The sequence below is a fragment of the Sphingomonas panni genome, from assembly GCF_022664435.1.
GTDB classification, from domain to species: domain Bacteria; phylum Pseudomonadota; class Alphaproteobacteria; order Sphingomonadales; family Sphingomonadaceae; genus Sphingomonas; species Sphingomonas panni.
Genome location: NZ_JAKREU010000004.1, coordinates 272,811 through 298,761, shown reverse-complemented (window position 1 = coordinate 298,761; position 25,951 = coordinate 272,811). Strand labels below are relative to the sequence as shown.

The following is a 25,951-nucleotide window of genomic DNA, read 5'->3' as shown; positions in this document are numbered from 1 at the left end:
TCTCGTGCGGCAACTGCGGCGCACGATCGGCGGTCGATCCCAGCCTGCGCCGGGACGGCGCGCGTGGGCAGGTTCGCAGGGAAGCTATCCGGCGAGGTCGCATTGCGGCGACGAAAGAGCCGGACAGGACGTGGCCGCGCACGTCACCCCCGCGAAGGCTGGGGCCTCATTGGGCTACTACGGCGCGTTGGTGTGGCGATATCAGTCTGCGCGCTGCTCGCGCGGGTCAGAACGAACGGATCGCGGCTTCAGCGAATCTCCGGCGTCGCGACATTCCCGTTCGGCGAGGCACCCGGCGAAATGCCGAGTTCGGCCAGCGGCTCATCGGGGTTGCCGACGGGCGTGACGTTCACGACCGCGATATTGGCCTGTTCGTCGATCGTGGCGACGTCCTCGCCGATCGGCGCTTCGTCGATCGCCGAGCGGAACAGGGCGCTGGCCAGCACGATCAGCAGCACGACCAGCACCAGTCCGGTCGCGCCGACGCGCAGGCGTTGCAATAACTGGGATTGATCGGACCGCGGCACCATCTGCACCGCTGTTACGCCGAAGCGGCCCCGCTGTCGACCGCCAAGCCCTTCGCCGTCAGCCATTCGGGATTGTAGAGCGTCGACAAATAGCGAAATCCGGTGTCGCACAGGATCGTCGCCACCCGGCTGCCCGCGCCCAGTTGCCGCGCCAGCAGCACCGCGCCGGCGACGTTGATCCCGGACGACAGGCCGAGACACAGCCCCTCCTCCGCCAGCAGCCGGCGGACCCAGACCATGCCTTCCTCGTCCGAAACCCGGAACTGGGTATCGATCGGCGCGCCGTCGAGGTTCGCGGTGATCCGCCCCTGCCCGATCCCTTCGGCTACCGACGTTCCTTCGGAGCGAAGCTCGCCATGGGCATAATAGTCGTACAGCGCTGCGCCGTGCGGATCGGTCAGCGCGATGGTGACCGATTCGTCCTTTTCCTTCAGGCCGAGACCGACCCCGGCCAGCGTTCCGCCGGTACCCGCCGCACAGGTGAAGCCGTCGATCCGCCCGTCCATCTGTTCCCAGATTTCGGCCGCCGTGCCGGTGATGTGCGCACGGCGGTTGGCGATATTGTCGAACTGGTTCGCCCAGATCGCGTTCGGGGTCTCCTCGGCGATGCGGCGGCTGGTGTGGACGAAATGGCCGGGGTTGGAATAGGGCGCGGCCGGCACCAGCACCAGTTCGGCTCCCAGTGCGCGCAGCGTCTCCATCTTCTCGCGGCTCTGCGTCTCCGGCATCACGATGATGGTGCGATAGCCCTTGGCATTGGCGACCAGCGCAAGGCCGATGCCGGTATTGCCCGCCGTTCCCTCGACGATCGTCCCGCCGGGCCGGATCAAGCCGCGTGCCTCCGCATCCTCGACGATCGACAGCGCGGCGCGGTCCTTCACGCTGGCGCCGGGATTGGCGAATTCGCACTTGGCGAAGATCTCCGCCCCGGCGGCCTCGCTCGGCCCCTTCAGCCGGACGAGCGGGGTGTTGCCGATCAGGGCGAGCGTATCGAGAGCAGTGTGCATGATAAGGAGATGGCCCGCCGCGCCCGCCGGGGCAAGCGCGCGAGCGGGTAGAATGGATTGAGGGGCGGCAATGGTGGCTTGGGCGCTACCCCGCCAGCAGGTCGACCAGCGCCTTCACCTTCGCCTGTCGCCATTGCGGCAGCGGTGCGACCAGCCAATAGCCCAGCCGCCCCGTCTTCGGTTCGCCGGTCACTGCGATCCGGCCGGCGGCGAGGTCGTCGCGGGCGAGCAGTTCGGGCACGGTCGCCCGCCCCAGCCCCGCCGCCGCCGCATCGATCGCCAGCCCGGCATCGGCGACGCGGACCAGCGCGGTCGCATCCTCGGGTTCGCAACCGGGCCAGCCGATCCGGGTATCCGCACCGCCGTCGGCACGTTCCACCGTGACCATGCCGTCCGATTCGAGCGCCTCGCCCTCATGTGCCCCCGGCCCCTCGCCCCAGCGGATGGCGAGATCGAGATTGGCTTCGGTGAAATCGAGCGCGTCGTCCGCCGCGACCAGCACGAACCGCAGTTCGGGATCGGCGGCGGCGATGCGCGACAGGCGTGGAAGCAGCCATTTCTGCGTAACGTCGCGCGGCGCGGCGATGGTCAGCGACTTGGACGACTGCCCGGCCTGCATCGCGCGGACCGCTTCCTCGAACTGCAGGAACCCACCGCGCAGCGCGGCCAATCCCGCCTCGCCCTCCGGCGTCAGTTCCAAGCCACGCGTGGTGCGGCGGAACAGCACGACGCCGAGCGTATCCTCCAGCGCGCGGACCTGCTGCCCCACCGCCGCCGGGGTCACCGCCAGTTCGTCGGCCGCGCGCGTGAACGACAAATGACGTGCGGCGGCGTCCAGCACGCGGAGGCCATTCAGCGGCAGATGCGTCCGCTTCATGCGCCGACCGCCGGCGCCAGCAACGTGAAGCGCGGGATGGCCACGTCGAACGTCTCCCCATCGTCGGCCAGCATATGATAGCTCCCCTGCATCGCCCCGGTCGGGGTCGTCAGCGGACAGCCCGATACGTAATCGAAGCTGCCGCCCGGTTCGATCACGGGCAGTTCGCCGATCACACCTTCGCCCTCCACGCTATGCCGTTCGCCGCGCCCGTCGGTGATGATCCAGTGGCGGGTGAGCAGCTGCACCGTCCGATCCGAATCATTCTCGATCCGGATGTGATAGGCCCAGAACCACCGCCCCTGCGCCGGGTGCGATTGTTCGGGCAGATAGGTCGCCGATACCCGCACCACGATACCGCCGGTCGTCGCCTCGTGCGGGAACAGCGCCTTCATAGGGCGACCGCGCGCAACGCCTGGTCGAGATCGGCGATCAGGTCGTCCGCGTCCTCCAGACCCACGTTGATGCGGATCATGCCTTCCGAAATGCCCATCTCGATCCGCTTCTCTTCGGCCACACCCGAATGGGTGGTGGAGGCGGGATGCGTCATCAGCGAACGCGAATCGCCGATATTGTTCGAGATATCGATGAGTTGCAGCGCATCGAGCAGCCCGTGCGCCTGCGGCCGGCCGCCATCGAGTTCGAACGAGAAGATCGGCCCGGCCATCTTCATCTGGCGCATACACAGCTCGTGCTGCGGATGGCTCGGCAAGCCCGGCGCATTGATCTTCGGCACGCGGCTTTCGAGGAAGCTCGCGACCTTCAGCGCATTTTCCGACTGGCGCATGACGCGCAGGTCGAGCGTCTCCAGACCCTTCAGCACCACCCACGCGTTGAACGCGCTGAGCGTCGGGCCGGTATTGCGGGTGAAGGGCAGCAGCACGTCGTCGATGAACGCCTTCGTCCCGCAAACGGCACCGGCAAGGACGCGGCCCTGCCCTTCCATCAGCTTGGTCGCGCTATAGGCCACCACGTCCGCGCCGAACTCCATCGGGCGTTGCAGCGCGGGGCTGGCAAAGGCGTTGTCGACGACCGTGACGATGCCCCGCTCGCGCGCGGCCGCGCAGATCGCGGTCAGGTCGGCGACGTCCATCGTCGGGTTGGCCGGCGTTTCGAAGAACCAGACCTTGGTGTTCGGGCGGCTGGCGTCGATGAACGCCTGCGTATCGCGCGCATCGACGACAGCGGTTTCGATGCCGAACTTCGGCAGCAGCGTATCGGTCAACCAGCGGCACGACCCGAATGCGGCGCGCCCCCCGACCAGGTGATCGCCCGCCGACAGCTGGCTGAGCAGCGCCGCGGTCATCGCCGCCATGCCGGTCGCCATGGTGCGACATGCCTCCGCTCCTTCGAGCAGGGCGATGCGCTCCTCCAGCATCTCGACGGTCGGGTTCTGCAGCCGGGAATAAGTCATGCCGACCTGTTCGCCCGCGAACCGCGCGGCGGCATCGCCGGCACAGTCATAGGCATAGCCCGAGGTGAGGAACAACGCTTCCGACGTCTCGCCATATTCGCTGCGCGCTGTGCCGCCGCGCACGGCCTGCGTTGCGGGACGCCAGTTGGCGGTGATGCTGCGGTCTTGTCCGGTCTTGCGCTTCATGGCGCCGTCTTTGCGCGCTCGGGGCAAGAATTTCCAGTAGAGATGCGCCCCGCTGGACCACCCTGCCGCCAAGGGGTACAGCGCGGCGATGCGTTCCGTACTCAATGTGCATCGCTCCATCCTCGGCCAGCCTTGGCGCTGGCGTGGACTGGAGGGCGATGTGTGCGACGACGGGTTCGTCGCCGACGACCTCGTCACCCGTATCCTGCTGGCGCGTGGCTGCCCGCGCGAGGCACTTGCCGCGCACAAGACGCCCAGCATCCGCGACTTCATGCCCGATCCTTCGATCTTCCGCGACATGGACCGCGCCGCCGAACGCCTGGCCGATGCGGTCATCGCGAAGGAGCCGGTCGCGATCTTCGGCGATTACGACGTCGATGGCGCCACGTCGGCGGCGCTGCTGGTGCGGCTGCTGCGCGACCTGGGCCTGACCGCCCGCCCCTATATCCCCGACCGCCAGCGCGAAGGTTACGGCCCCAACGCGCCGGCGATGCTGCGGCTGGCGGGTGAAGGTGCGACGCTGATCGTCACGGTCGATTGCGGCGCGCAGGCGTTCGAGGCGCTCGCCGCGACGCGCGACGCCGGGATCGACGTACTGGTGGTCGATCATCACCAGTGCACGACTGCGCTTCCGCCCGCCCTCGCCATCGTCAATCCGAACCGATTGGATGAGGGCGAAGGCGCGGCGCACGGTCATCTGGCGGCGGTCGGGGTCGCATTCCTGCTGGCGGCGGCGCTGGTTCGGACGTTGCGTGCGCGCGGCTTCTTTGCCGGCCGCCCCGAACCGAAGCTGCTCGACCTGCTCGACCTCGTGGCGCTCGGCACCGTCGCCGACGTCGCGCAGTTGCGGGGCCTGAACCGGGCGTTCGTGGCGCAGGGGCTGAAGGTCATGGCCCGGCGGCAGAATATCGGCATCGCCGCGTTGATCGAGGCATCGCGCCTCACGCGCGCGCCGACCGCCACCGACCTCGGCTTCGCGCTGGGACCCCGCATCAACGCCGGCGGACGGGTCGGCAAGTCGGACCTCGGCGTCCGGCTGCTGACGACGCAGGACCCGGAGGAGGCCCGCGCGCTGGCGGTCGAGCTGGACCGGCTGAACGAGGAACGCCGGTCGATCGAGGGCGACGTGCAGGCATCGGCCGACCTGTCGGCGCGCGCACAGGACACTCGCGGCTGCGTGGTGGTATCGGGACGCGGCTGGCATCCCGGCGTCATCGGCATCGTCGCCGGACGGTTGAAGGAAAAGCTCGGCCGCCCGGTGCTGGTCATCGCGATCGACGACCATGGTGTGGGCAAGGGATCGGGTCGATCGATTCCCGGTGTCGACATGGGCGCGGCGATCCTGGCCGCCAAGGAACTGGGGTTGGTCAGCGCCGGCGGTGGCCACGCGGCGGCGGCGGGCGTCACCGTGGCGGAGGACGCGATCCCCGCCCTCGCCGATTTTCTCCACGCGCGGATGGCGGAGCCGGTCGAGCGCGCCCGTGAGGACCGCGCGCTGCTGGTGGACGCGGTGCTGGCCCCCGGCGGGGTCAGCCCGCTGCTGATCGAGGCGCTGGAAGCCGGCGGCCCTTACGGCATGGGCTGGCCCGCCCCGCGCGTCGCGGCGGGACCGGTACGGATCGTGAAGGCCGACATCGTCGGCAACGGCCATGTCCGTGCGATCCTGACCGGCGACGATGGCCGCCGGTTCAAGGGCGTGGCATTCCGGCAGGCCGAAACCGACCTGGGCGCCGCACTGCTGGGCGCACCGCCGCATCGCAAGCTGTGGCTGGCGGGGCGCGCCAAGCTGGACGACTGGGGCAGCCGCCCCGCCGCCGAACTCCATATCGACGATATGGCATGGGCCGATTGAAGAAAAATGCAAAAGTGTGTTGACCGATCGCGAACCCTCCACTAACAGCCCCTCCACGCCACCAGATGGCCCCTTCGTCTAGCGGTTAGGACGCGGCCCTTTCACGGCTGAAACACGGGTTCGATTCCCGTAGGGGTCACCATCGTCAAGGCAAAAGCAGCCGAAATCTGCGCTTTTTGCGGACACGGTGCGATTGGCGACTTCACTTCACCTCCCAAGATAATCCGGCTCTGATGGTTCGAAATGGACCGCTTGGGGTCGAAAGTCATCGCTTGGGATATGCCATGGCGTCTCGCATCCGAGCATGGTCCCCGGCCGATGACTGCCACCACGTCCCGCGCGTGAGCCGCTATACCGCCTAAGCCCGGCTCGCCTCTCACCACGCAACGCCGCCCGGCGCTTCAGCCGGGCGGTGTCACACTTCGTCAGGCCAGCCCGCGATTGCGCAGCAATGCCGTCGCGTCGGGCATCCGGCCGCGGAACGCGACATAGCTTGCTGCGGGGTCGCGGGAGTTGCCGCGCGAGAGTACTTCGTCCCGCAACTTCTTTGCCAAGGCCGGATTGAAGACGTCGCCCGATTCCTCGAACGCGGCAAAGCCATCGGCGTCCAGCACCTCGGCCCAGGTATAGGCGTAATAGCCTGCCGAATAACCGCCGTCGAAGATATGGCTGAAGTGCGGCAGCCGGTGCCGCATCCCGACCGCGTGCGGCACGCCCAGATCGGCCAGCTGCGCCTTTTCCCAGCGGAGTGCGTCGAAATCGGCAGGCAGCGTGCCCAGCGAATGCAGCCGCATGTCGAGGATCGCCGACGACAACTGCTGCACCGTCAGATAACCCTGGTTGAAGGTGCGCGCCTCCAGCAACGATTTCAGCATCGCCTCCGGCATCGGCTGGCCGGCGGCGTTGCGGGCGTGGGCGCGCAGGATCGCCGGATCGCTGACCCAGTGCTCATGCACCTGCGACGGGAATTCGACGAAATCGCGGGTGACCGACGTGCCCGACAGGCTGGGGTAGCGGACCTTGCTGAACAGCCCGTGCAAACCATGCCCGAACTCGTGGAACAGCGTCTCGGCATCGTCGAGGCTGATGAGCGCGCGTTCGCCCGGAGCCGGCGGCGTGTAGTTGCAGTTGTTGACGACGATCGGCTGGTGGCCCAGCAGCATGTTCTGGTCCCGCAGCGAGTTCATCCACGCACCCGGCCGCTTGGTCGGTCGCGCGAACCAGTCCGCGTAGAACAGCCCGATCGGCGTGCCGTCGCGCTCGCGCACCTCCCACACCTTCACGCCATCGGCATAGACGGGCACGTCGGCGCGGGCGACGAACTGGATGCCGTACAGCCGCTTGGTCGTGTCCATCAGCGCGGCGACCATGCCGTCGAGCGGGAAATACTGCTTCACCGCACCTTCATCGAGGCTATAGCGCCGCTGGCGTTCCTTTTCGGCATAGAAGCGCCAGTCCCACGGCTCGATCCGCGTGACGCCATCGGCGCTGGCGAGCTTCAGCAGCGCCGCTTCCTCCTCCTGCGCGCGGGTCAGCGCGGGACGATAGACCCGCATCAGCAGGTCGGTCGCGGCCTCAGGCGTCTTGGCCATCGCATCCTGCAACACGAACGCGGCGTGGCTCTGAGCGCCCATCAGCCTGGCACGTTCGATGCGCAGTTCGACCAGCCGACGGATGATCGCCGACGTGTTGTTCTCGTTCGCATTCGCGCCGCGATTGTCGAACGCCGCGAACACCTTTTGCCGAGCCGCACGATTGGTCGCCACGGTCAGGAACGGTTCGACCGCCGAACGCGTGGCCGGGATCAGATAGCCGGTCTTGCCCGCCGCCTTGGCCGCCGTCGCTGCTGCCGACTTCTGGTCCGCGGGAAGCCCCGCGACCTCCGCCTCGGTCAGCAGCACGCTGCTCGCCTTCTGATCGGCCAACAGCTTCTGGCCGAACTGGACTCCGAGCCTGGCCTGCTCCTCGTTGATCGCCGCCACCCGCGCGCGTGCCGCCGGCGGCAGCGCCGCACCGGCGCGGACATAGCGCTTGTGCGTCTCCTCCAGCAGCCGCGACTGTTCGGGATCGAGGCCGAGCGAGGCGCGATCCTTGTACAGCCGGTCCACCCGCGCGAACAGCGCCGGGTCGAGCGAGGTTTCGTTCGAGAAGCGAGTCAGTTCGGGGACCACCGCCTCCTCGATCGCCTGGATCTCGGGCGTCGCATCGGCGGACGACACGTTGAAGAAGGCGGACGATATCCGTGCCAACTGCTGCCCCGACCGCTCCATCGCTTCGATCGTGTTGGCGAAGGTAGGCGCGGATCGCACGACGGTGATCGCACGGAAATCGGCGCGTGCGGCCTTCAGCGCGGCATCGAACGCCGGGCGATAATGCGCAGGGCGGATCGCCTGATAGGGTGGGATGCCGCCGGTCCAATCCCCGAGCAGCGGGTTTGCCGGTTCGGCGGCACGAAGCGGCGTGTTCAGCAGCGGCAGCATGGCGGCGGAGACTAGCAGGGTACGACGGTGCATGAAGGTCCTTCGTCAGGTTAATTCTTCGTATCGAACGCGATGGTATAGCATCACATCGACGCCGCGCGCACAACCCCGGCGTTCGGCCGATGGCGTACGCGATCGATGCCGCATTGCTACCCGCACGAACATGAACGTAGCCGGTCCGAGGACGCGCAGGGTCAGGCGGGGCGGCGACACCGGGGTTGCAATCCCCTACGACGTGAATGATATGTTGTATCATTCAATCGTTAGTCGAGTATGTCGCATGTCCAGCACTTCCCCCGCCCGGCAGCCTGCCGCGCCACATCGCCAACGGCTGCTCGACGGATTTGCCGTGACCGCATCGATGCTATGTCTGATCCACTGTCTCATACTGCCGATCCTGCTGATCGCCCTGCCCGTGCTGGCGACGGTGCTGGTCGTGCCGGAGGCGTTTCACACCATCGCCTTTGCCATCGCATTGCCGATCAGCATCCTTGCCATGGCGTCGGGCCATGCCCGGCACCACCGCTTCGGTCCGGCAATGCTGGCGGCGGCCGGTCTGATGCTGCTCGGCATCGGGGCATTCGCCATCGACGGCGAAACGGCGGAGCGGATCGTGACGTCCGTCGGCGCGGTGACGCTGGCGGTCGCCCATGTCCTGAACTGGCGGGCACGATCGGCACCGATATCGCCGGGAACGGTCGGCTGACGCTGGCTGACCGTCCTAAGCAGAAGGATAAGCCGACACGGATCGATCGATTCCCCACTTTCGGCATCGGCGGGGGGAGCATAGAAGCGCGACGGGCGTTCCGCTCCCGCAACGACAATGTCCGGCCGCACCGCCGGCACGTACCGAAACCGAGGCTGTCCAGCATGGCAATCGTCCGTCAGCGCGTCGAATCCGGCGGGTTCCTGCTCTTTCTCGCACTCATCACCGTCGCGCTTACCTTCGTCGTATCGAGCTTCATCGGCGCACTGCTATGGGCGGCGCTCGCGGCATTATTGTTCCAGCCGCTGTTCCAGCGCCTGCTGCGCTGGCGTCCCGGACAGCGCAATCTTGCCGCCGCGCTGACGCTGCTCATCATCACCGTCGCGGTCGTGATTCCGGCGATGATTATCGTCAGCATGGTCATCGACCAGGCGGCGGGCGTCTATGGCCAGCTGCGCACCGGGCAGATCAATTTCGCGACCTATTTCGAACAGGTCCATGGCGCATTGCCGACGAGGTTGCAGCGGGCGATCGACAGCGCGGGCTTTGGCAGCTTCGAACGCGCCCAACTGAAGATTTCGCAGGCGGCCAGCGCCAGCGCCAGCGTCCTCGCCCGCAGCGCCCTGTCGATCGGCGCGAATGCGGCGGCATTCCTGCTGGCATTCGGCGTCGGGCTGTACGTCACCTATTTCCTGCTGCGCGATGGCGAGCGTATCGGTCCGGCGGTGGTCCGCGCCCTGCCGCTGGAACCGACGGTCGCACAGCGCCTGGCCGACAAGTTCGTCGCCGTCGTGCGCGCCACGATCAAGGGGTCGGGCGTCGTTGCGCTCGTCCAGGGTGCGCTGGGGGCTATCACCTTCTGGATCGTCGGCCTGCCCGCCGCCCTGTTGTGGGGCGTGGTGATGGCAATCGTCGCACTGCTGCCAGCGGTCGGACCAGCGCTGATCTGGACCCCGGTCGCCATCTATCTGCTGGCGACTGGGGCGATCTGGCAGGGGGTCGTCGTCATCCTGTCGGGGGTGTTCGTCATCGGACTGGCCGACAATATCCTGCGGCCGGTGCTGGTCGGGCGCGATACCGGACTGCCCGACTGGATGGTGCTGGTCACGACGCTGGGTGGGATCGACCTGCTGGGATTGAGCGGGATCGTCGTCGGACCGGTGGCAGGGGCGCTGTTCCTGACCGGATGGCAGGTGCTGACCGAGCAACGCCGCCTGCGCGCCGCACCGCAACCCGTTGAAGAGACACCATAAGGTAGAATCAGACTAATCGCTTGAAGGCTTGGCACTCCGGCGGCATCGTTGCCGCTCAGCCGTCGGAGACACCATCATGGACCTTGCCCGCCGCGACGTGATCCTCAGCGCGGCCGCGCTGTCGCTGGCGTCGAGTACCCGCGGCCTTGCCGCTCCCGACCGACCGCTCGGCTATGCGATCGTCGGTCTGGGCAATTACGGGCTTGGCCGAATCATCCCCGAATTCGCCAATTGCCGGCACAGCCGGCTGGCGGCGGTGGTCAGCGGCGATCCGGCGAAGGCCGCCAAGGTCGCGGCCGATCACCGGCTGCCCACCCGCTCGATCTACAACTATAACGACTTCGACCGCATCCGCGACAATCCGGCGGTCGATATCGTCTATGTCTGCCTGCCCAATGCGATGCATGCCGAATATACGATCCGCGCGGCAAGAGCCGGCAAGCACGTACTGTGCGAAAAGCCGATGGCGGTTTCGGTCGCCGAAGCGGAGGCCATGATCGCGGCCTGTCGCGAAGCGGATCGCCAGCTGATGATCGGCTATCGCTGCCATTTCGAGCCGTATAATCTGGAGGCGATGCGGCTGGCGAAGAGCGGCGCTGCGGGCAAAATCCGCTATGTCCGCTCCGAACACGGCTTCACCGCGGGCGACCCGACGATGTGGCGGTTGAAGCGTGCCCTGTCGGGCGGCGGGTCGTTGATGGACATGGGCATCTACAGCCTGCAGGCGGCGCGCTACATGACCGGCGAGGAGCCGATCGCCGTCACCGCACGCGAATCCACCGACCGCCGCGACCCGCGCTTTGCCGAGGTCGAGGACATGATCGACTGGACGCTGGAATTTCCCTCCGGTGCGATCGGCAGCTGCCAGTCCTCCTATAGCGCGAACCACAACCATATCCTGCTGATGGGCGACAAGGGCCGCATCGAACTGGAACCGGCGACCGGCTATTCGGGGCAGCAATTATGGGTCGGGAGTGGTCGGGAACGCGCGGTCAACCCGCCGCCGGGACCGGGCAGGACGCAGTTCGCCGCGCAGCTCGACCATATGGCCGAATGCGCGCGCACCGGACGAACCCCGATCGTGTCGGGCGAGGAGGGGCTGCGCGACATGCGGATCATCGAGGCGATCTACCGCTCGGCGCGTGAGGGGCGGACGATCCGGCTGGACGGCCGGGCATGAGGATCGCGTTGCGTCTGGCGCCGCTGGCTGCACTGCTGGCCGTGCCGGCGACGGGACAGGATTTCGCCAGCGGCAGCGACATCGCCGCCCGTGTCGAGGCGATGGGCAAGGCGATGAAGCCGGGGCAAGGCTTTGCCTGGGAGCCGGTCGTGCGCGATGGCGAACGTGTCGCGGCGCTGGAATATTGGAAAGCGCCCGGACGGCCGGCGGTCCATCCCGATCAGGCGGAATATGCCATCGTCATCGCCGGCGAGGGCACGTTGCGCACCGGGCAGCGCATGGATAACGGGCGCGAAACCCAGCCCGGATTGATCGAGGGGGACCGGATCGTCGATGCGGTCGACCGGCCGCTCAAGCCCGGCGACGTGCTGCTGATCCCGGCGGGCGTGCCGCACTGGTTCGGAATTACCAGCGACCGGCTGGTGTTGCTGGGAACGAAGATCCCGGCGAAATAGGCGGCGGGCAGGCGCGATGCCCCTGCCCGCCTGCGCCTTGTCAGAACTTCACGCCAGCGCGGGCGTAAAGGTAGCGCCCGTTGAAGCCGAACGGCGAGAAGCTGCTGTACGGAATAAAATAATTGTTGATCGCGGTCGCGCCGAGGATCGGATTGCGCGTCGGATAGACGTCGAACAGGTTGTTCGCGCCGATCGCCAGTTCGAACTGCCCCGGCGTCGCGCGGAGTTCGAGGTCGGTCAGCCACTTCGGCTCCAGCTCGACATCGGTGATCGCCGCGCCGCCCGGCGACAGCGTGTTGCCGAAGCGATTGGTGCGTGCGGTGACGCCGAAGATACCCTGCGACCAGTCGAGGCCGAGATTGACCTTCGAGCGCGGCTGTCCTTCGGTCAGGCGCAGCGATTCCTGCCGACCGAACAGGGTGACGCCGGGGATCGCCGACAGCGTCGACCGGTCGGTGATGTCGGTCTGGTTGTAGTTGTAGCCGGCGGTCAGCGTGACGCTGCCGATGCCCAGATCGGGCACGCGGTAGGTGCCGACCACCTCGACACCCTGGGTGCGGGTATCGATGCCGTTGATGAAGAAGCGGGCCGAGGTGATGTCCTGAATCCCCGCCGCGCGCAGCACCGCGACGACTGCCGTGCCCTGCAGATTCTCGGACAGGATGATGCGGTCGTTGATCTTGATGTTGTAGTAATCGGCGGTCAGCGTCAGGCCACGCAACGGGGTGAGCGTAAGGCCCCCGCCGATATTGACCGACTTTTCCGCCTGCAACTGGCGCGATCCCAGCGCGCGGGCGACCGGATCGCCGACGCGGAAGGTGCCGATCTCGACCAGCGTGCCGCCGATATTCTGCGTGGCGAAGGACGAGAAGAATTGCTGCGCCAGGCTCGGCGCGCGGAACCCGGTCGAAATCGATCCGCGGGCCGCGATCCACTCGGTCGGGGCGAAGCGCGCCGCGACCTTGCCGTTCACCGTATCGCCGAAATCGCTGTAATGTTCGTAACGGCCCGCTGCGACGACGTTGAACGCATCGCTGACCTTCGCATCCAGTTCCGCATAGCCGGCGAAGCTGTCGCGCGACGTGTCGACCCGGCTGTTGGGCGAGAAGCCGGGGAAGCCCTGCGACCCGGCAGCGGCCCCGTTGGTGAAGGCGAACGGCCCGGCGGCATAGCTCTGGAACTCGCCCGCGACGATCTTGTAGTTTTCGTTGCGATACTCGCCACCCAGCGCCAGCGAGAGCGACGACAGGAAGCCGACCGCGATCTCGCGCTGCAGGTCGAGGTTGATCGTCTGCTGTCCGAAGCGCGTGCCGCCCGCATTGAACGCGCGTTGCGACTGCGGACCAAACGAGGCGTTGTAGCTGTTCTCGATACGGAAATCGAAGCTGTTGGTGCCGTAGACATAGGACAGGTCATACTTGAACCCGGCCACGTCGCCCTTCACGCCCAGTGCGCCGGAGAAATCCTCCATCTGGCTGGTGATGAGCGGCAGGAAGCCGTCGGCGTAGAAGGGCGTGCAGACCGTGCCGGTGAAGGTGCAGTTGCGCAGATCCTGGATGTTGCTGTTCGTGTCGCGGCCCGATGCCCGGCGATAGAAGGCCGCGCTTTCGCCGTCGCGAATGCCGTAGCTGCCGAAGATGTAGAGTTCGGACGTCGCGCCGATATCGACGCCGCCGTTCAGGAAGAAGTTGAAGTCGGTCGTCTTCGCATCGCCATAGCGATGGTTGACGCGGTTCGCGCTGAATTCGCGGGCGTCGACCGTGCCGGTCGCGGACAGCGGGTAGAAGCGGCGCGGGTCATAGCCGGCGCGGTTCGTGGGTTCGCGATCGCGATATTCGCCGGTCAGGTTCAGATAGGCGGTCTCACCCATCGGCAGGCCCATATTGGCGGCGAAGGTCACGGTGCGGCCATCGCGCACTTCACGGTCGCGGCCGGTTTCCTCCAGCACATAGGTGCCGTCGGCGCGGACCTGCGGCTGGCCGTTCGCCTGCCGTGCGATGCCCGATACCTCGGCCACGCCCTCCATCGACGAGACATATTTGCCATAGGTCATCGTCGCACGACCGCCCTCGCGGCGCTTGAGCTGAACGTTGATGACGCCGGCGATCGCGTCCGAGCCATATTGCGAAGACGCGCCGTCGCGCAGCACGTCGATCCGTTCGATCGCAAGGCTGGGAATGGTGTTGAGGTCAACCGCCGACGATCCGCGCCCGACCGAACCGTTGGCGTTCAGCAGCGACGTCGTATGGCGGCGCTTGCCGTTGACCAGCACCAATGTCTGGTCCGGCGACAGACCGCGCAGCGTCGCCGGGCGGACGACGTCGGTGCCGTCGGTGATCGATGGTTGCGGGAAGTTGAACGACGGGACCAGCTGGTTCAGCAGCTTGTTGGTTTCGGTATAGCCGGCGTTGACCAGCGCATCGCCGGTGATGACGTCGACCGGCACCGGGCTTTCCGCGACGGTGCGGCCCTGTGCCCGGGTGCCGACGACCAGGATATCCTCACCGGCCGGCACCTGATCCGCGGGCGGCGGCGCATCTGAAACCTGTGCGAAGGCGGGAACGGCGACCAGCGCGCTCGACAGGAACAGCGCCGTGAAAACGGATTTACGCATGAAAGTCTCCCCCTGACCCAACCGATCGGTCAGGCTGTTGCGCCCCAACCCTCCCTCGCGTAATTTTCTGGCGCAAGTCTTTGGCTGATGCCGTCTCTCGATTGTCACAGCACCGTTGCCGCGGTGCAACACGGGTTTCGCGACCGAATCATTGCTTCACCATTGACAGCGCGGATCGGCTTGCCTAGTCACGGTCCACTTGCCGCGTGGGGTATCTCCACGCGGACATATTGCATTTGGGAAAGAAGCAAGGGCCATGTTCGCAATCGTGCGCACGGGCGGCAAGCAGTATCGCGTTGCCGCAGGAGACAAGATCGTCGTCGAGAAGCTCGATGGCGAAGCTGGCAGCAACGTGACGCTCGGCGACGTGCTCCTTGCTGGCGAAGGTTCGGAACTGAAGTCGGTCGCAGGGCTGACGGTTTCGGCGGAAATCATCGCGCAGGCGAAGGGCGAGAAGGTCATCGTCTTCAAGAAGCGCCGCCGGCACAACTACCGTCGCAAGAACGGTCACCGCCAGCAGCACACCATCCTGAAGATCACCGCGATCGGCGACAAGCGCGCCGACGACAGCGCCGCCGCATAAGCGCCTGAGCGAATACGAGGAGTTTGAACCATGGCACATAAGAAAGCAGGCGGTTCGTCGCGCAACGGTCGTGATTCGGCCGGCCGTCGCCTTGGCGTGAAGAAGTTCGGCGGTCAGGAAGTGGTCGCGGGCAACATTATCGTGCGTCAGCGCGGCACGAAGTTCTACCCGGGCGTGAACGTCGGCATGGGCAAGGACCATACCCTGTTCGCACTGGTCGATGGCCGCGTGGCGTTCAAGGAAGGCAAGCTCGGCCGCAAGTTCGCGTATGTCGAGATGCAGGCGCAGGCCGCAGAATAACGGGCTACCACACGGGTCGCCCTCCAGGGTGACCCGGGTTCCGGCGACGGAACCAGCCAACAAGAGGGAGGCGGGTCACCCCGGCTCCCTTTTTTATTGCTCTCTCCGGCCCCTGCCCGCTTCTTCGCGGAGGCGTGGCGCATTGGAGAGACGCTGATGTTCGCCCGTACCGAACGCCTGACGCTGCGCCCCGGCTGGTCCGAGGACGCCCCCGCATTGCTCGCCGCGATCGGCCATGAAGTGGTCGCGCGCAACCTGTCGCGCGTGCCGTGGCCGTACACGCTGGCCGATGCCGAGGCGTTCCTGACCAACTGGCAGGGCGACGCTAGGCCAACCTTCCTGATCTTCGCCCATGATGGTGGGCGTTGCGCGCTGATCGGCGGGATCGGAATCGGGCCGCTGCGTGATGTGCCGCACATGCTGGGATATTGGCTGACACCCTCCGCATGGGGTCGCGGCTATGCGACCGAAGCAGGGCGTGCCGCGCTCGACATCGCCGCGACACTCGGCATCGGCCGGGTCGAGGCCGGCCATTATATCGACAATCCTGCATCGGGCGCGGTGTTGCGGCGGCTGGGCTTTGCACCGACCGGCACACGCAGCACGATCCATTCGCGCGGGCGGGGCATGACGGTCGAGACGATCGACTATGCCATCGACCTATCGGCTCGCCGGCTCGCACCGAGGCTTGCGGCCTGAGGCACGCGGGAACGCGGCGCCCGTCCGGCTGGTTACAGCCGGACGGCGCTGCTGCCGTGCGAAAGGATGCCCCCGATGATCGATCCCGAAACGCCCGCCGAGCAGGAAGAGATGGAAGAAGTACAGGAAGAGGCCGCCGAGGAACGCGAGGAAGAAGGCGGCTATCAATAATATGGTCGGGGCGGATGCCCGGCACTACGGCGCATCCGCCTCGATCTGGCAGAGGGCCACCCGACGACTGGTCATATGTTGCGGCCGATGTAGCTGACCGGGAAAATAGTCCGAGCAGAGGCTGTGAGACGTCCGGGGAATGAGATGCCCCCAGCTTACAGCAGCACGTGCGCTGTCACCGTCGCCGATGAAGGTTGGATACGCCGCAAGTCCCCCGGGATTCCCTATCCATCCAGCAAGTCGAGATAGCCGACCACGTCATTGCTGGTCTGTAGATACAGTCCGGCCTGTACCTCCTCCGGCTCCCGCGCCGCCGCCGCCATCGCTTCGGTCAGCGTGCCGTAGAGGATCGTCGTTGCCACCCCGCCCTCGTCGTCGAGGTGGTAGAGCCGGACCGACGCGTCTTCCGATACCGTTCGCATCGCAACCTCCTGCCCCGCGCCAACGCGCGGGGCAAGGTGTCAGGCACCGGCCAGCCGGGCGGCTTCAAACTCGCTGTCGACCAGCCCGATCAATGCGCGATCGTCATGATTCCACGGGTGGAAGCCGGGCAGGAAGAAGGCGAGCCACAGCCCCAGGACCTTGCGCGCCATACCCGGCCGGCCAAAGGCATAGGCGAACAACCGCCATTTGACGCCCGGCCCCCGCAACCCGTCCTGCGCCAACAGGTCGAGCATCCCCGCCGTCCGCCCGCGAAAGAATTTGGCGGTGACGATCAGCATCACCAGCGCCTTCACCCGCCAGCGCTTGAAGCGGCCCCAGTGGCGAGTCGCGTGGAGCCAGGTGTCATAAGCGACGCCCTTGTGCTCGATCTCCTCGATCGCGTGCCAGCGCCACAGATCGGCGGCGGCCTGGTCGCCGCCCGCCAGATGCGCCGGGTTCGCGACCAGTTCATGGGCGAGAATGGCGGTAAAATGCTCGAGGCACATCGTAGCCGCCAGATTGGCGATCGGCGGTTTTCCCCGCGTGATCGCCAATTCGTGATCGACCCGCGCCTCCAGCCGGGACGTGTCATAGCCCTGGTCGGCGACATGGCGATTGAACGCGACATGTTCGCGGGTGTGAATCACTTCCTGCTTGATGAAGGCGCGGATTTCGGCGGCGAGGCGCGGCGGCGCGCCGTCGCGAAACTGACGCACGCTGTCGATGAAAAAGCCTTCGCCCTTCGGAAAGGTCACCGACAGCGCGTTGTAGAAGGCGGTCGCAATCGGATCGTCATTCAGCCAATAGCGCCGATATCGCCCGTTCCGCCCGAACCGCAGGTCGCGCGGCGTGATGGTCAGATCGGCGGGAGTCTTTGCTTTCGACACGGTTCTGCTCCACATCATCCCATGCAAGCTGCGAATTACTTACACAAATGTCAATAGCCCGCCGCCGCCTTTCCCCCGAAGCGTCGCGCGATGCCGCGCTCGATGCCGCGCGCGAATTGCTGATCGAAGCGGGGCCGCAGGCGGTCACGTTGAAGGCGGTGGCGACGCGGATCGGGCGGACCCATGCAAATCTGCTCCATCATTTCGGCTCGGCCGCAGGGCTGCAAAAGGCGCTGGCGGAGCGGATGGCGACATCGATCACCGCGACGATCGGTGCAGCGGTGCTGCGCGCGCGCGACGGCGACCATGATCCGCGCGAGATCGTCGACCTGACCTTCGACGCATTCGATCGCGAAGGCGCGGGCGCGCTGGCCAGCTGGATGATCCTGTCGGGCAATGACGATGCGCTCGACCCGATCCTCGATGCGATCCACGCATTGGTCGACCGACTGGGCAGCGAGAACAGCCTCAGCGGGATGCCGCTGGCGGACGAGACGCTGCAACTGGTACTGATGGCGCTGGGCGATGCGCTGCTGGGCGGTGCGATGGCGAAGGCCCTGCGACTACCGCGCGAACGGGCGCGCGAACTGGCGATGCGCAGCCTGATCGCGGTGCGCGACGAAGCGCCGCCATGCTGATCCGCGCGGCGACGCCCGCCGATGGCGCGGCGATCGCCGACATCCTGCTGCCGGTGATCCGCGCGGGCGAGGCCTATGCGCTCGACCGCGACATGACCGCCGAACAGGCGCTGGCCTATTGGTTCGGCGCCGGCCATTCGGTGTTCGTCGCCGAGGTCGAAGGGCGGGTGCTGGGCAGCTATTACTGCCGTGCGAACCAGGCGGGCGGCGGCGGCCATGTCGCCAATTGCGGCTATGCGACCCACGAAGCGGCAACCGGACGGGGCATCGCGCGGGCGATGGGACTGCATTCGTTCGACCATGCCCGCGCCGCCGGATTCCGGGCGATGCAGTTTAATTTCGTCATCGCGACCAATGTCCGCGCGGTGCGGCTGTGGCTCTCGCTCGGCTTCGAACAGGTCGGGCGGCTGCCGGGTGCGTTCGACCATCCGACGCTGGGCGAGGTCGATGCACTGGTGCTGCACCGCCGACTATAGCATAATCCCCTTCCCCCTTGGGGCGACTCCGACTAAGCGCACGCAATGCATTTTCTCGATCAAGCCAAGATCTTCGTCCGTTCGGGCGGGGGCGGCCCCGGCGCCGTCAGCTTTCGCCGTGAAAAATTCATGGAATATGGCGGTCCCGACGGCGGCAATGGCGGCAAGGGCGGCGACATCATTTTCGAAGCCGTGCCGGGCCTGAATACGCTCATCGATTTTCGCTATACGCAGCATTTCCGTGCCCCGCGCGGTTCCGGCGGCGCGGGCGCGAACCGTACCGGTCCCGGCGGCCGCGACCTCGTCATCCGCGTACCGGTCGGGACGCAGGTGCTGTCGGAGGACAAGGAAACCGTCCTCGCCGACTTCACGCGTGCTGGCCAGCGCGAGGTGTTCCTGCGCGGCGGCGACGGCGGGCGCGGCAATGCCAGTTACAAGACGTCGACCAACCGCGCGCCGCGCCAGCACGGCACCGGCTGGCCGGGCGACGAGGCTTGGGTATGGCTGCGGCTGAAGCTGCTGGCCGATGCCGGGCTGGTCGGGCTGCCCAATGCCGGCAAATCGACCTTCATCAACGCGGTGACCAACACCAATGCCAAGGTCGGCGCCTATGCCTTCACCACCACCCGGCCGCAGCTGGGCGTGGTCAGCCACAAGCAGCGCGAGTTCGTGGTCGCGGACATTCCCGGCCTGATCGAAGGCGCGGCGGACGGGGCCGGGATCGGCGACCGGTTCCTAGGGCATATCGAACGGTGCCGGGTGCTGCTGCACCTGATCGACAGCCATGCCGACGATCCGGTCGCGGCCTATCGCATCGTCCGCGGCGAGCTGGAGGCGTACGGCGCCGACCTCGCCGAAAAGCCCGAGGTGATCGCGCTCAACAAGGCCGACCTGCTCGACGACGAACTGACCGAGGCGCTGATCGCCGAACTGGAAGCCGAAAGCGGGGCGAAGGTGCTGCCGCTGTCGGGCGCGACCGGTCAGGGGCTGGAGGCGGTGCTCGACCGGCTGATCGAGGCGATCGGGCCGAGCGAGATGCACGCGCAGGACACGGGCGAGGACGAGGAACCGCGCGAATGGTCGCCGATCTAGGGGCGAATGACCTGTTCAGCCCGGCCGCCTGCCCGCGCCTGATCGTGAAGGTCGGGTCGGCGCTGCTGGTCGCGCCCGATGGACAGGCCCGGCGGGAATGGCTGGCGTCGCTGGTCGCGGACATTGCCGTGCGCGTGGCGGCCGGGCAGCAGGTCGTCATCGTCTCGTCCGGTGCGATCGCACTGGGTGCGCGACGGCTGGGCTTGTCCAAAGGCGGGCGAGCGAGCCTCGAGGATGCGCAGGCGGCGGCGGCGACCGGACAGATCGCACTGTCGAGCATCTGGGCCGAACTGCTCGGGCGACACGGCCTGACCGCCGCGCAGCTGCTGGTGACGCTGGACGATCTGGAGGATCGGCGGCGCTACCTCAACGTGTCGGCGACGCTTGGACGGCTGCTGAAGCTGGGCGTCGTGCCGGTCTTCAACGAGAATGACAGCGTCGCGACCGAGGAAATCCGCTTCGGCGACAACGACCGGCTGGCCGCGCGGGTCGGGGCGGCGGCGCGCGCCAACGGCGTGGTGCTGCTGTCCGATATCGACGGGCTGTACGATTCGAACCCGCACGGCAACCCGAATGCCCGGCTGATCCCGCACGTGGCGCAGATCGATGCCGTGATCATGGGCATGGCCGATGGCAAGTCGTCGTCCGGCATGGGGTCGGGCGGGATGGTGTCGAAGGTGGAGGCGGCACGGATCGCCACCGCCGCCGGCGCGAACCTCGCCATTGCAACCGGACGGATCGACCATCCGCTCGCCCGGTTCGGCGATACCGGTCATGGCACGGTGTTCGCCACCGCCGGTCAGGCGCCCGCGCGCAAGGCGTGGCTGTCGGGCGGGCTGACCGATCGCGGATCGATCCGCATCGATGCGGGCGCGGCCCATGCGCTGTCGACCGGACGCAGCCTGCTGCCCGCCGGAGCGACCGAGATCGCGGGCGATTTCGCACGCGGCGACCTCGTGCGGATCATCGATGGCGCGGACCGCGTGGTCGCACGAGGCCTGGCCGAATATGACGCCGCCGATGCCGCGCGGATCGTCGGGCGACGCAGCGAGGAACTGGCCGACCTACTGGGCTATGCCCCCCGCTCGGCGCTGGTCCATCGCAACCATATGGCCTTGCTGTGAGGACGATGGCGCTGACCGGCGGGACCGGTTTCGTCGGTCGCCGGGTGATCGCGCAGGCGGTCGGCCATGACTGGCACACCCGCGCGCTGACCCGCCGCGCGCAACCGGTCGAACCCAACGTGAACTGGGTACGCGGCGCGCTCGACAAGCCGGACAGCCTCGTTGAGCTGATGGCGGGCGCCGATGTCGTGCTGCACGTCGCCGGTGTCGTGAGCGCGCCCGACGTCGCGGGCTTCGCCGCCGGCAATGTCGCGGGGACGCAGGCGGTGCTGGACGCGGCACGGGCGGCCGGGGTGCGGCGCTTCGTCCATGTCTCCTCGCTGTCGGCGCGCGAGCCGCAGCTTTCGGCCTATGGTGCGTCGAAGCGGGCGGGCGAAGATCTGGTGCGGGCAAGCGATCGCGACTGGACCATCGTCCGGCCGAGCGGCGTCTATGGCCCCGGCGATACCGAGATGCGCGACATGTTCCGCATGGCGCAGATGGGCCTCGCCCTTCTCCCTCCGCCGGGCAAGGTCGCGCTGGTTGCGGTCGACGACCTCGCCCGGCTGCTGCTGGCGCTGGCCGAACGCGATGGTCCGCGCGATGTGCTGGAGGTCGACGACGGCAATCCGCTGAGCCATGCCGACCTCGCCCGGTTGATCGGCAATGCGGTAGGGCGGCGGGTAATGCCGATGCATCTGCCCGCCGGCCTCTTGCGGCTGGGCGCACGGATCGACCGCAAGCTACGCGGTGCAGGCGCGAAGCTCACACCCGACCGGGCCAGCTATCTTGCCCACCCCGACTGGACCGCCGATCCCGCACGGCGTCCACCGTCCGACCTGTGGGAGCCACGGATCGACACGGCGCGCGGCCTTGCCGACACCGCGGCGTGGTATCGCGCGCATCGTCTGCTATAGCGCCGCGCAACAACGTATTTTGGAAAGACCCGCATGAGCGACCGCGCCGCCACCCTCGCCACGATCACCGACCTGATCGAACCGTTCAACAAGAAGGGCGTCGAACTGACCGAGACGACGACCTTTGCCGGCGATCTCGAATGGGACAGCCTGACCGTGATGGATTTCGTCGCGGCGGTCGAGGACGAATTCGACATCGTCATCACCATGAACATGCAGGCGGACATCGAAACCGTCGGCCAGCTGGCCGATGCCGTCGAGAAGCTGAAGACCGCCTGATCCCCCTGCCCGGCCCCGAAAGACCGACATCATGACCGAAGCCGCCGCCACCCCCCACGCCCTGCCCGCATCGCCGGAAACGGTCGCGCCCGAACGCGACCTGTTCAGCAAGTTCGATGCGCTGATCGCCGAACGCGAGGCCTTGCTGGCGACGGGCGTGCGCGATCCCTTCGCGATCGTGATGGACAAGGTGACGTCGCCGACCCAGGCGGTAATCCGCGGCAAGGACACGATCCTGCTCGGCACCTACAACTATATGGGGATGACCTTCGACCCCGACGTCGTCGCGGCGGGCAAGAAGGCGCTGGACGAATTTGGTGCGGGCACGACCGGCAGCCGGGTGCTGAACGGCACCTATGATCCGCACAAGGATTGCGAAGCTGCGCTGCGCGAATTCTACGGCACCGACCATGCCATGGTGTTCTCGACCGGGTATCAGGCCAATCTCGGCATCATCTCGACGCTGGCCGGCAAGGGCGAATATATCATCCTCGACGCCGACAGCCATGCGTCGATCTATGACGGCTGCTCGCTCGGCAATGCCGAAATCGTCCGCTTCCGCCACAATTCGGTCGAGGATCTCGACAAGCGGCTGGGCCGTCTGCCCAAGGACCCGGGCAAGCTGGTCGTGCTGGAGGGCGTTTATTCGATGCTCGGCGACATTGCCCCGCTGCCGGAAATGGTCGCGGTCGCGAAGAAGCACGGCGCGATGGTGCTGGTCGACGAAGCGCATGGCATGGGTTTCTTCGGACCCAATGGCCGTGGCGTCTATGAGGAACAGGGTGTCGAGAAGGACGTCGATTTCGTCGTCGGCACCTTCTCCAAATCGGTCGGCACGGTCGGCGGCTTCTGCGTGTCGAACCATCCGAAGTTCAACGTGATGCGGCTGGTATGCCGTCCGTACGTCTTCACCGCGTCGCTGCCGCCCTCGGTCGTCGCGACCGCCGCGACGTCGATCCGCAAGCTCCGCTACGCCGGCGACAAGCGCGCCCATCTGTGGCGCAATTCGAAGCGGTTGCATGGTGGCCTCAAGGACCTCGGCTTCAAGCTCGGCACCGACACCCCGCAATCGGCGATCATCGCGGTGATCCTCGAGGATCAGCAACAGGCGGTGCTGATGTGGCAGGCGCTGCTGGAGGGCGGCCTGTACGTCAACATGGCCCGCCCGCCCGCGACGCCGGCCGGCACCTTCCTGCTGCGCTGCTCGCTGTGCGCGGAACATACCGCCGAGCAGGTCGAGACGATCCTCGGCATGTTCGAAGCCGCCGGCAGGGCGGTGAGGGTTATCTGAAGCTCCTCCCCGCTTGCGGGGAGGGGGACCGCCACGCAGCGGTGGTGGAGGGGGCTGGCCGCGCAACGCAACGGTCCCGCATGCCGCCCGCCCCCTCCACCAGCTTCGCTGGTCCCCCTCCCCGTGCCGGGGAGGAGTGTAAGGGCTAGCTTCGGGCGTATCCTTCGCTATAGCCTTGGCCCATGCCATCGATCGATCGCTACATGGCCCGGCTGATCGCGGTGCCGCTGTTCTCCACGCTGCTGATTTCGGCGATGCTGCTCGTCCTCGACCGGATGCTGCGGCTGTTCGATTTCGTCGCGGCGGAAGGCGGACCGGTCAGCGTCGTGTGGCGGATGCTCGCCAACCTGCTGCCCGAATATCTGGGGCTTGGCATCCCGATCGGGTTGATGCTCGGCATTCTGCTGGCGTTCCGCAAGCTGGCGACCAGTTCCGAACTCGACGTGATGCTGGGCGTCGGCATGAGCTATTGGCGGCTACTGCGCGTGCCGTTCATCTATGCGACGGTGCTGGCGGCGGCGAACCTGGCGATCGTCGGCTTCGTGCAGCCCCTTGCCCGCTATAATTACGAAGCGTTGCGCTTCGAACTGCGCACCGGTGCGCTGGGCGCTTCGATCAAGGTCGGTGAATTCACGAAGCTCGGCGAACGCATGACGCTGCGCATCGAGGAAAGCCGCGATTCGGGTGCCGATCTGCGCGGCATTTTCGTGCAGGCAAGCCGCCCGAACGGCCAGTGGCTGGGCGTCACGGCGGAGCGCGGACAGTTCCTGCGCACCGACGATCCCAACACAATCATCTTCCGCCTGACCAACGGCACGCTGATCCACAACGCGCCCGATTTCCGGGTGCCTCGCACTCTGACCTTCACCGCCCACGACCTGCCGATCGACCTGCCGAAATTCGGTAGCTTCCGTCCACGTGGCGGGCGCGACCTCGAACAGACGTTGCCGCAGCTGGCGATCACCGGCCGTAACCCCAATGTCAGCGAAGAGGATCGCGACGCGGCGCGCGCGAACTTCCACTTCCGCCTGGCGGAGGTGGCGACGATGTTCCTGCTGCCGATGCTGGCGCTCGCACTGGGCGTGCCGCCGAAACGCTCGTCCTCCGCGCTCGGCGTGTTCCTGTCGATCGTGATCATCGTGACCTATCACAAGGTCAATGAATATGGCGAAGCGGTCGGCGGGCTTGGACGGATCGACCCGATCATCGCGCTCTGGGGGCCGTTCCTGCTGTTCACTGCGCTGGTGCTGCGGTTGTACTGGGTGATCGCTCGGGTGCCCGGCGGCGAGCCGATCGGCGGGCTGGAACGCGGCGCGGCGAAGATCGGCAAGTTCATCGGCCGCTACCTGCCCGGCCGGCGCAAGGCGGCGGCGTGATGCGCGGCTTCTTCCCCTCCTCGACCGTTGCCATCTACATGGCACGGCTGTTCCTCGTCCGCACCTTCGCGATCCTGTTCGCGCTCGTGCTGGTCCTACAGGCGCTCGACCTGTTGAGCGAAAGCGGCAAGATTCTCGCTGTACCGGGCAACGGGCAGGCGGAAATCCTGCGCTACGTCTCGCTGCGCACGCCGCAGATTATCGCGCGGTTCCTGCCCTTCTCGGTCCTACTCGGCACGATCCTGACGCTGACCCAACTGAACCAGAACAGCGAGATCATCAGCCTGAAAGCGGCTGGTCTGTCGGCGCACCAGGTGCTGGCGCCGCTGATCCTCGCCAGCTTCGGCGTGGCGGCACTGTCATTCGCGTTCAACGAACGGGTCGTCGCGCGGGCGACCGCGACGCTAAGCATCTGGGACAATGTCGATTACGGCCCGCTGCCGGTTGATCGGGGAGAGCGGACCAATGTGTGGGTGCGCGACGGCGACAATCTGATCCAGGTCGCTCGGGTCGCCGGTCGCGGAGAGGCGACGCGGCTGCGCGGCATCACGGTCTATAACCGCGAGGGGAGTTCGTTGCGCGAACTCGTCACCGCCAGCAGCGGCTGGCGCGAGGGCGGCGCGTGGCGGATCGACAATGCCGAGCGCTTCACCGTGGCGACCGGCGTTCGCGAACGTCTGGGATCGCTCAAGATCGCGGGCGGGGTTCGTCCGGACCAGTTCACGCTGCAGAATGTCGACCCCGACGGCCTGTCCTTCGGCCAATTATCGACCGCGATCGGCGACCTGACCGAAGCCGGTCGCCCGACCAAGGCGCTGGAAGGCGCGCTGTGGCACAAGCTGTCGGGGCCGTTATCGGCGGTGCTGATGCCACTGCTCGCGGCGGTCGCGGCGTTCGGCGTTGCCCGTTCGGGCAAGTTGTTTGTACGTGCGGTCATTGGCATGGCGCTGGGGTTCACCTATTTCGTGGCGGACAATTTCGCTCTCGCGATGGGCAACCTTGGGGCCTATCCGCCGTTCCTTGCGGCATGGGCACCGTTCCTGCTGTTCTTCCTGATCGGCGAGGCGGTGCTGATCCGGACCGAGGAATAGCCCAAGGATCGTCGCACTTTGGCCGCAAAGCGCGGGCAGAGCGGGAAAGATGGGCGAATCGTCCGGTTGAAGGA

At 66.9% G+C, this 25,951-nt stretch carries 26 protein-coding genes and 1 tRNA gene; 18 read left to right on the top strand and 9 right to left on the bottom strand.

Annotated elements, in window-relative coordinates:
* Nucleotides 1–248: 248 nt before the first annotated feature.
* The 5 genes from MF609_RS10580 to MF609_RS10560 form a co-directional block, all read right to left on the bottom strand.
* Nucleotides 249–500, bottom strand: coding sequence for a hypothetical protein (locus tag MF609_RS10580; protein ID WP_242416275.1), 252 nt, complete (start codon nt 498–500; stop codon nt 249–251).
* 41 nt (nt 501–541) lie between these two features.
* Complete coding sequence (locus MF609_RS10575; protein WP_242416274.1) at nt 542–1,534, bottom strand: cysteine synthase A; 993 nt, start codon at nt 1,532–1,534, stop codon at nt 542–544.
* Nucleotides 1,535–1,619: 85 nt separating this feature from the next.
* Nucleotides 1,620–2,411, bottom strand: coding sequence for a LysR family transcriptional regulator (locus tag MF609_RS10570; RefSeq protein WP_242416273.1), 792 nt, complete (start codon nt 2,409–2,411; stop codon nt 1,620–1,622).
* Nucleotides 2,408–2,806 carry a Co2+/Mg2+ efflux protein ApaG gene (gene apaG / locus MF609_RS10565; RefSeq protein ID WP_242416272.1) on the bottom strand — a complete coding sequence of 133 codons (399 nt, stop codon included), beginning with the start codon at nt 2,804–2,806 and terminating at the stop codon, nt 2,408–2,410. Before apaG ends, MF609_RS10570 begins: the two co-directional genes overlap by 4 nt.
* Nucleotides 2,803–4,011 (bottom strand): trans-sulfuration enzyme family protein, encoded by a 1,209-nt coding sequence (locus tag MF609_RS10560; protein WP_242416271.1) that lies wholly within the window; start codon nt 4,009–4,011, stop codon nt 2,803–2,805. The genes apaG and MF609_RS10560 overlap by 4 nt, the downstream gene beginning before the upstream one ends.
* A gap of 88 nt (nt 4,012–4,099) precedes the next feature.
* On the opposite strand from MF609_RS10560, the gene recJ reads away from it, so the two are divergent.
* Together recJ and MF609_RS10550 are read left to right on the top strand one after the other, a co-directional pair.
* Complete coding sequence (recJ, locus tag MF609_RS10555; protein WP_242416270.1) at nt 4,100–5,863, top strand: single-stranded-DNA-specific exonuclease RecJ; 1,764 nt, start codon at nt 4,100–4,102, stop codon at nt 5,861–5,863.
* Nucleotides 5,864–5,930: 67 nt separating this feature from the next.
* Nucleotides 5,931–6,005: transfer RNA gene (locus MF609_RS10550), tRNA-Glu, on the top strand.
* 283 nt (nt 6,006–6,288) lie between these two features.
* On the opposite strand, the gene MF609_RS10545 is transcribed toward MF609_RS10550, so the two are convergent.
* A complete protein-coding gene (locus MF609_RS10545) occupies nt 6,289–8,376 on the bottom strand; it encodes a M3 family metallopeptidase (RefSeq protein ID WP_242416269.1) in 2,088 nt (695 codons plus the stop codon).
* Nucleotides 8,377–8,623: 247 nt separating this feature from the next.
* Between MF609_RS10545 and MF609_RS10540 the strand changes: the two genes are divergently transcribed.
* From MF609_RS10540 to MF609_RS10525, 4 genes are all read left to right on the top strand, one after another.
* Nucleotides 8,624–9,049: a MerC domain-containing protein gene (locus MF609_RS10540; RefSeq protein ID WP_242416268.1), complete on the top strand. Its 426-nt coding sequence runs from the start codon at nt 8,624–8,626 to the stop codon at nt 9,047–9,049.
* Nucleotides 9,050–9,213: 164 nt separating this feature from the next.
* Complete coding sequence (locus MF609_RS10535; RefSeq protein WP_242416267.1) at nt 9,214–10,302, top strand: AI-2E family transporter; 1,089 nt, start codon at nt 9,214–9,216, stop codon at nt 10,300–10,302.
* A gap of 76 nt (nt 10,303–10,378) precedes the next feature.
* A complete protein-coding gene (locus tag MF609_RS10530) occupies nt 10,379–11,482 on the top strand; it encodes a Gfo/Idh/MocA family protein (protein ID WP_242416266.1) in 1,104 nt (367 codons plus the stop codon).
* A complete protein-coding gene (locus MF609_RS10525) occupies nt 11,479–11,937 on the top strand; it encodes a cupin domain-containing protein (protein ID WP_242416265.1) in 459 nt (152 codons plus the stop codon). Before MF609_RS10530 ends, MF609_RS10525 begins: the two co-directional genes overlap by 4 nt.
* 40 nt (nt 11,938–11,977) lie before the next feature.
* Here MF609_RS10525 and MF609_RS10520 read toward each other — a convergent pair whose 3' ends face one another.
* Nucleotides 11,978–14,551 (bottom strand): TonB-dependent receptor plug domain-containing protein, encoded by a 2,574-nt coding sequence (locus MF609_RS10520; protein WP_242416264.1) that lies wholly within the window; start codon nt 14,549–14,551, stop codon nt 11,978–11,980.
* Between the two features lie 256 nt (nt 14,552–14,807).
* Here MF609_RS10520 and rplU point away from each other — a divergent pair, with 256 nt between their 5' ends.
* The 3 genes from rplU to MF609_RS10505 all read left to right on the top strand — a co-directional run bounded on the left by rplU (nt 14,808) and on the right by MF609_RS10505 (nt 16,133).
* Complete coding sequence (gene rplU, locus MF609_RS10515) at nt 14,808–15,134, top strand: 50S ribosomal protein L21 (protein WP_055760895.1); 327 nt, start codon at nt 14,808–14,810, stop codon at nt 15,132–15,134.
* A 30-nt stretch (nt 15,135–15,164) separates the two neighbouring features.
* Nucleotides 15,165–15,434, top strand: a complete 270-nt coding sequence (rpmA, locus tag MF609_RS10510) for a 50S ribosomal protein L27 (RefSeq protein WP_055755412.1) — start codon at nt 15,165–15,167, stop codon at nt 15,432–15,434.
* A gap of 156 nt (nt 15,435–15,590) precedes the next feature.
* On the top strand, nt 15,591–16,133 hold the full coding sequence (locus MF609_RS10505) for a GNAT family N-acetyltransferase (protein WP_242416263.1): 543 nt from the start codon (nt 15,591–15,593) through the stop codon (nt 16,131–16,133).
* 395 nt (nt 16,134–16,528) lie between these two features.
* Here MF609_RS10505 and MF609_RS10500 read toward each other — a convergent pair whose 3' ends face one another.
* Both MF609_RS10500 and MF609_RS10495 read right to left on the bottom strand, forming a co-directional pair.
* Complete coding sequence (locus MF609_RS10500; protein ID WP_242416262.1) at nt 16,529–16,726, bottom strand: hypothetical protein; 198 nt, start codon at nt 16,724–16,726, stop codon at nt 16,529–16,531.
* Between the two features lie 39 nt (nt 16,727–16,765).
* Nucleotides 16,766–17,629, bottom strand: a complete 864-nt coding sequence (locus tag MF609_RS10495; protein WP_419723094.1) for a metal-dependent hydrolase — start codon at nt 17,627–17,629, stop codon at nt 16,766–16,768.
* 32 nt (nt 17,630–17,661) lie between these two features.
* Here MF609_RS10495 and MF609_RS10490 point away from each other — a divergent pair, with 32 nt between their 5' ends.
* From MF609_RS10490 to lptG, 9 genes are all read left to right on the top strand, one after another.
* Entirely contained in the window at nt 17,662–18,252 is a 591-nt protein-coding gene (locus MF609_RS10490) for a TetR/AcrR family transcriptional regulator (RefSeq protein WP_242416260.1), read from the top strand.
* Nucleotides 18,246–18,728 carry a GNAT family N-acetyltransferase gene (locus MF609_RS10485; protein WP_242416259.1) on the top strand — a complete coding sequence of 161 codons (483 nt, stop codon included), beginning with the start codon at nt 18,246–18,248 and terminating at the stop codon, nt 18,726–18,728. The genes MF609_RS10490 and MF609_RS10485 overlap by 7 nt, the downstream gene beginning before the upstream one ends.
* Nucleotides 18,729–18,773: 45 nt before the next feature.
* Nucleotides 18,774–19,820 carry a GTPase ObgE gene (gene obgE / locus MF609_RS10480; RefSeq protein ID WP_242416258.1) on the top strand — a complete coding sequence of 349 codons (1,047 nt, stop codon included), beginning with the start codon at nt 18,774–18,776 and terminating at the stop codon, nt 19,818–19,820.
* Entirely contained in the window at nt 19,805–20,944 is a 1,140-nt protein-coding gene (proB, locus tag MF609_RS10475; protein ID WP_242416257.1) for a glutamate 5-kinase, read from the top strand. The genes obgE and proB overlap by 16 nt, the downstream gene beginning before the upstream one ends.
* 5 nt (nt 20,945–20,949) lie before the next feature.
* Nucleotides 20,950–21,840 (top strand): NAD-dependent epimerase/dehydratase family protein, encoded by an 891-nt coding sequence (locus MF609_RS10470; RefSeq protein WP_242416323.1) that lies wholly within the window; start codon nt 20,950–20,952, stop codon nt 21,838–21,840.
* 33 nt (nt 21,841–21,873) lie between these two features.
* Nucleotides 21,874–22,119, top strand: a complete 246-nt coding sequence (locus tag MF609_RS10465) for an acyl carrier protein (RefSeq protein ID WP_242416256.1) — start codon at nt 21,874–21,876, stop codon at nt 22,117–22,119.
* 31 nt (nt 22,120–22,150) lie between these two features.
* Nucleotides 22,151–23,410, top strand: a complete 1,260-nt coding sequence (gene spt, locus MF609_RS10460; protein WP_242416255.1) for a serine palmitoyltransferase — start codon at nt 22,151–22,153, stop codon at nt 23,408–23,410.
* Between the two features lie 182 nt (nt 23,411–23,592).
* Complete coding sequence (lptF, locus tag MF609_RS10455; protein WP_242416254.1) at nt 23,593–24,786, top strand: LPS export ABC transporter permease LptF; 1,194 nt, start codon at nt 23,593–23,595, stop codon at nt 24,784–24,786.
* Nucleotides 24,786–25,877 (top strand): LPS export ABC transporter permease LptG, encoded by a 1,092-nt coding sequence (gene lptG, locus MF609_RS10450; RefSeq protein ID WP_242416253.1) that lies wholly within the window; start codon nt 24,786–24,788, stop codon nt 25,875–25,877. The genes lptF and lptG overlap by 1 nt, the downstream gene beginning before the upstream one ends.
* Nucleotides 25,878–25,951: the final 74 nt, after the last annotated feature.

What these genes read in the sequence shown, in the direction of transcription:
- MF609_RS10575 (WP_242416274.1), bottom strand. Translation starts at nt 1,534, where the DNA reads ATGCACACTGCTCTCGATACGCTCGCCCTGATCGGCAACACCCCGCTC.
- MF609_RS10570 (WP_242416273.1), bottom strand. Translation starts at nt 2,411, where the DNA reads ATGAAGCGGACGCATCTGCCGCTGAATGGCCTCCGCGTGCTGGACGCC.
- apaG (WP_242416272.1), bottom strand. Translation starts at nt 2,806, where the DNA reads ATGAAGGCGCTGTTCCCGCACGAGGCGACGACCGGCGGTATCGTGGTG.
- MF609_RS10560 (WP_242416271.1), bottom strand. Translation starts at nt 4,011, where the DNA reads ATGAAGCGCAAGACCGGACAAGACCGCAGCATCACCGCCAACTGGCGT.
- recJ (WP_242416270.1), top strand. Translation starts at nt 4,100, where the DNA reads ATGCGTTCCGTACTCAATGTGCATCGCTCCATCCTCGGCCAGCCTTGG.
- MF609_RS10545 (WP_242416269.1), bottom strand. Translation starts at nt 8,376, where the DNA reads ATGCACCGTCGTACCCTGCTAGTCTCCGCCGCCATGCTGCCGCTGCTG.
- MF609_RS10540 (WP_242416268.1), top strand. Translation starts at nt 8,624, where the DNA reads ATGTCCAGCACTTCCCCCGCCCGGCAGCCTGCCGCGCCACATCGCCAA.
- MF609_RS10535 (WP_242416267.1), top strand. Translation starts at nt 9,214, where the DNA reads ATGGCAATCGTCCGTCAGCGCGTCGAATCCGGCGGGTTCCTGCTCTTT.
- MF609_RS10530 (WP_242416266.1), top strand. Translation starts at nt 10,379, where the DNA reads ATGGACCTTGCCCGCCGCGACGTGATCCTCAGCGCGGCCGCGCTGTCG.
- MF609_RS10525 (WP_242416265.1), top strand. Translation starts at nt 11,479, where the DNA reads ATGAGGATCGCGTTGCGTCTGGCGCCGCTGGCTGCACTGCTGGCCGTG.
- MF609_RS10520 (WP_242416264.1), bottom strand. Translation starts at nt 14,551, where the DNA reads ATGCGTAAATCCGTTTTCACGGCGCTGTTCCTGTCGAGCGCGCTGGTC.
- rplU (WP_055760895.1), top strand. Translation starts at nt 14,808, where the DNA reads ATGTTCGCAATCGTGCGCACGGGCGGCAAGCAGTATCGCGTTGCCGCA.
- rpmA (WP_055755412.1), top strand. Translation starts at nt 15,165, where the DNA reads ATGGCACATAAGAAAGCAGGCGGTTCGTCGCGCAACGGTCGTGATTCG.
- MF609_RS10505 (WP_242416263.1), top strand. Translation starts at nt 15,591, where the DNA reads ATGTTCGCCCGTACCGAACGCCTGACGCTGCGCCCCGGCTGGTCCGAG.
- MF609_RS10500 (WP_242416262.1), bottom strand. Translation starts at nt 16,726, where the DNA reads ATGCGAACGGTATCGGAAGACGCGTCGGTCCGGCTCTACCACCTCGAC.
- MF609_RS10495 (WP_419723094.1), bottom strand. Translation starts at nt 17,629, where the DNA reads ATGTGGAGCAGAACCGTGTCGAAAGCAAAGACTCCCGCCGATCTGACC.
- MF609_RS10490 (WP_242416260.1), top strand. Translation starts at nt 17,662, where the DNA reads ATGTCAATAGCCCGCCGCCGCCTTTCCCCCGAAGCGTCGCGCGATGCC.
- MF609_RS10485 (WP_242416259.1), top strand. Translation starts at nt 18,246, where the DNA reads ATGCTGATCCGCGCGGCGACGCCCGCCGATGGCGCGGCGATCGCCGAC.
- obgE (WP_242416258.1), top strand. Translation starts at nt 18,774, where the DNA reads ATGCATTTTCTCGATCAAGCCAAGATCTTCGTCCGTTCGGGCGGGGGC.
- proB (WP_242416257.1), top strand. Translation starts at nt 19,805, where the DNA reads ATGGTCGCCGATCTAGGGGCGAATGACCTGTTCAGCCCGGCCGCCTGC.
- MF609_RS10470 (WP_242416323.1), top strand. Translation starts at nt 20,950, where the DNA reads ATGGCGCTGACCGGCGGGACCGGTTTCGTCGGTCGCCGGGTGATCGCG.
- MF609_RS10465 (WP_242416256.1), top strand. Translation starts at nt 21,874, where the DNA reads ATGAGCGACCGCGCCGCCACCCTCGCCACGATCACCGACCTGATCGAA.
- spt (WP_242416255.1), top strand. Translation starts at nt 22,151, where the DNA reads ATGACCGAAGCCGCCGCCACCCCCCACGCCCTGCCCGCATCGCCGGAA.
- lptF (WP_242416254.1), top strand. Translation starts at nt 23,593, where the DNA reads ATGCCATCGATCGATCGCTACATGGCCCGGCTGATCGCGGTGCCGCTG.
- lptG (WP_242416253.1), top strand. Translation starts at nt 24,786, where the DNA reads ATGCGCGGCTTCTTCCCCTCCTCGACCGTTGCCATCTACATGGCACGG.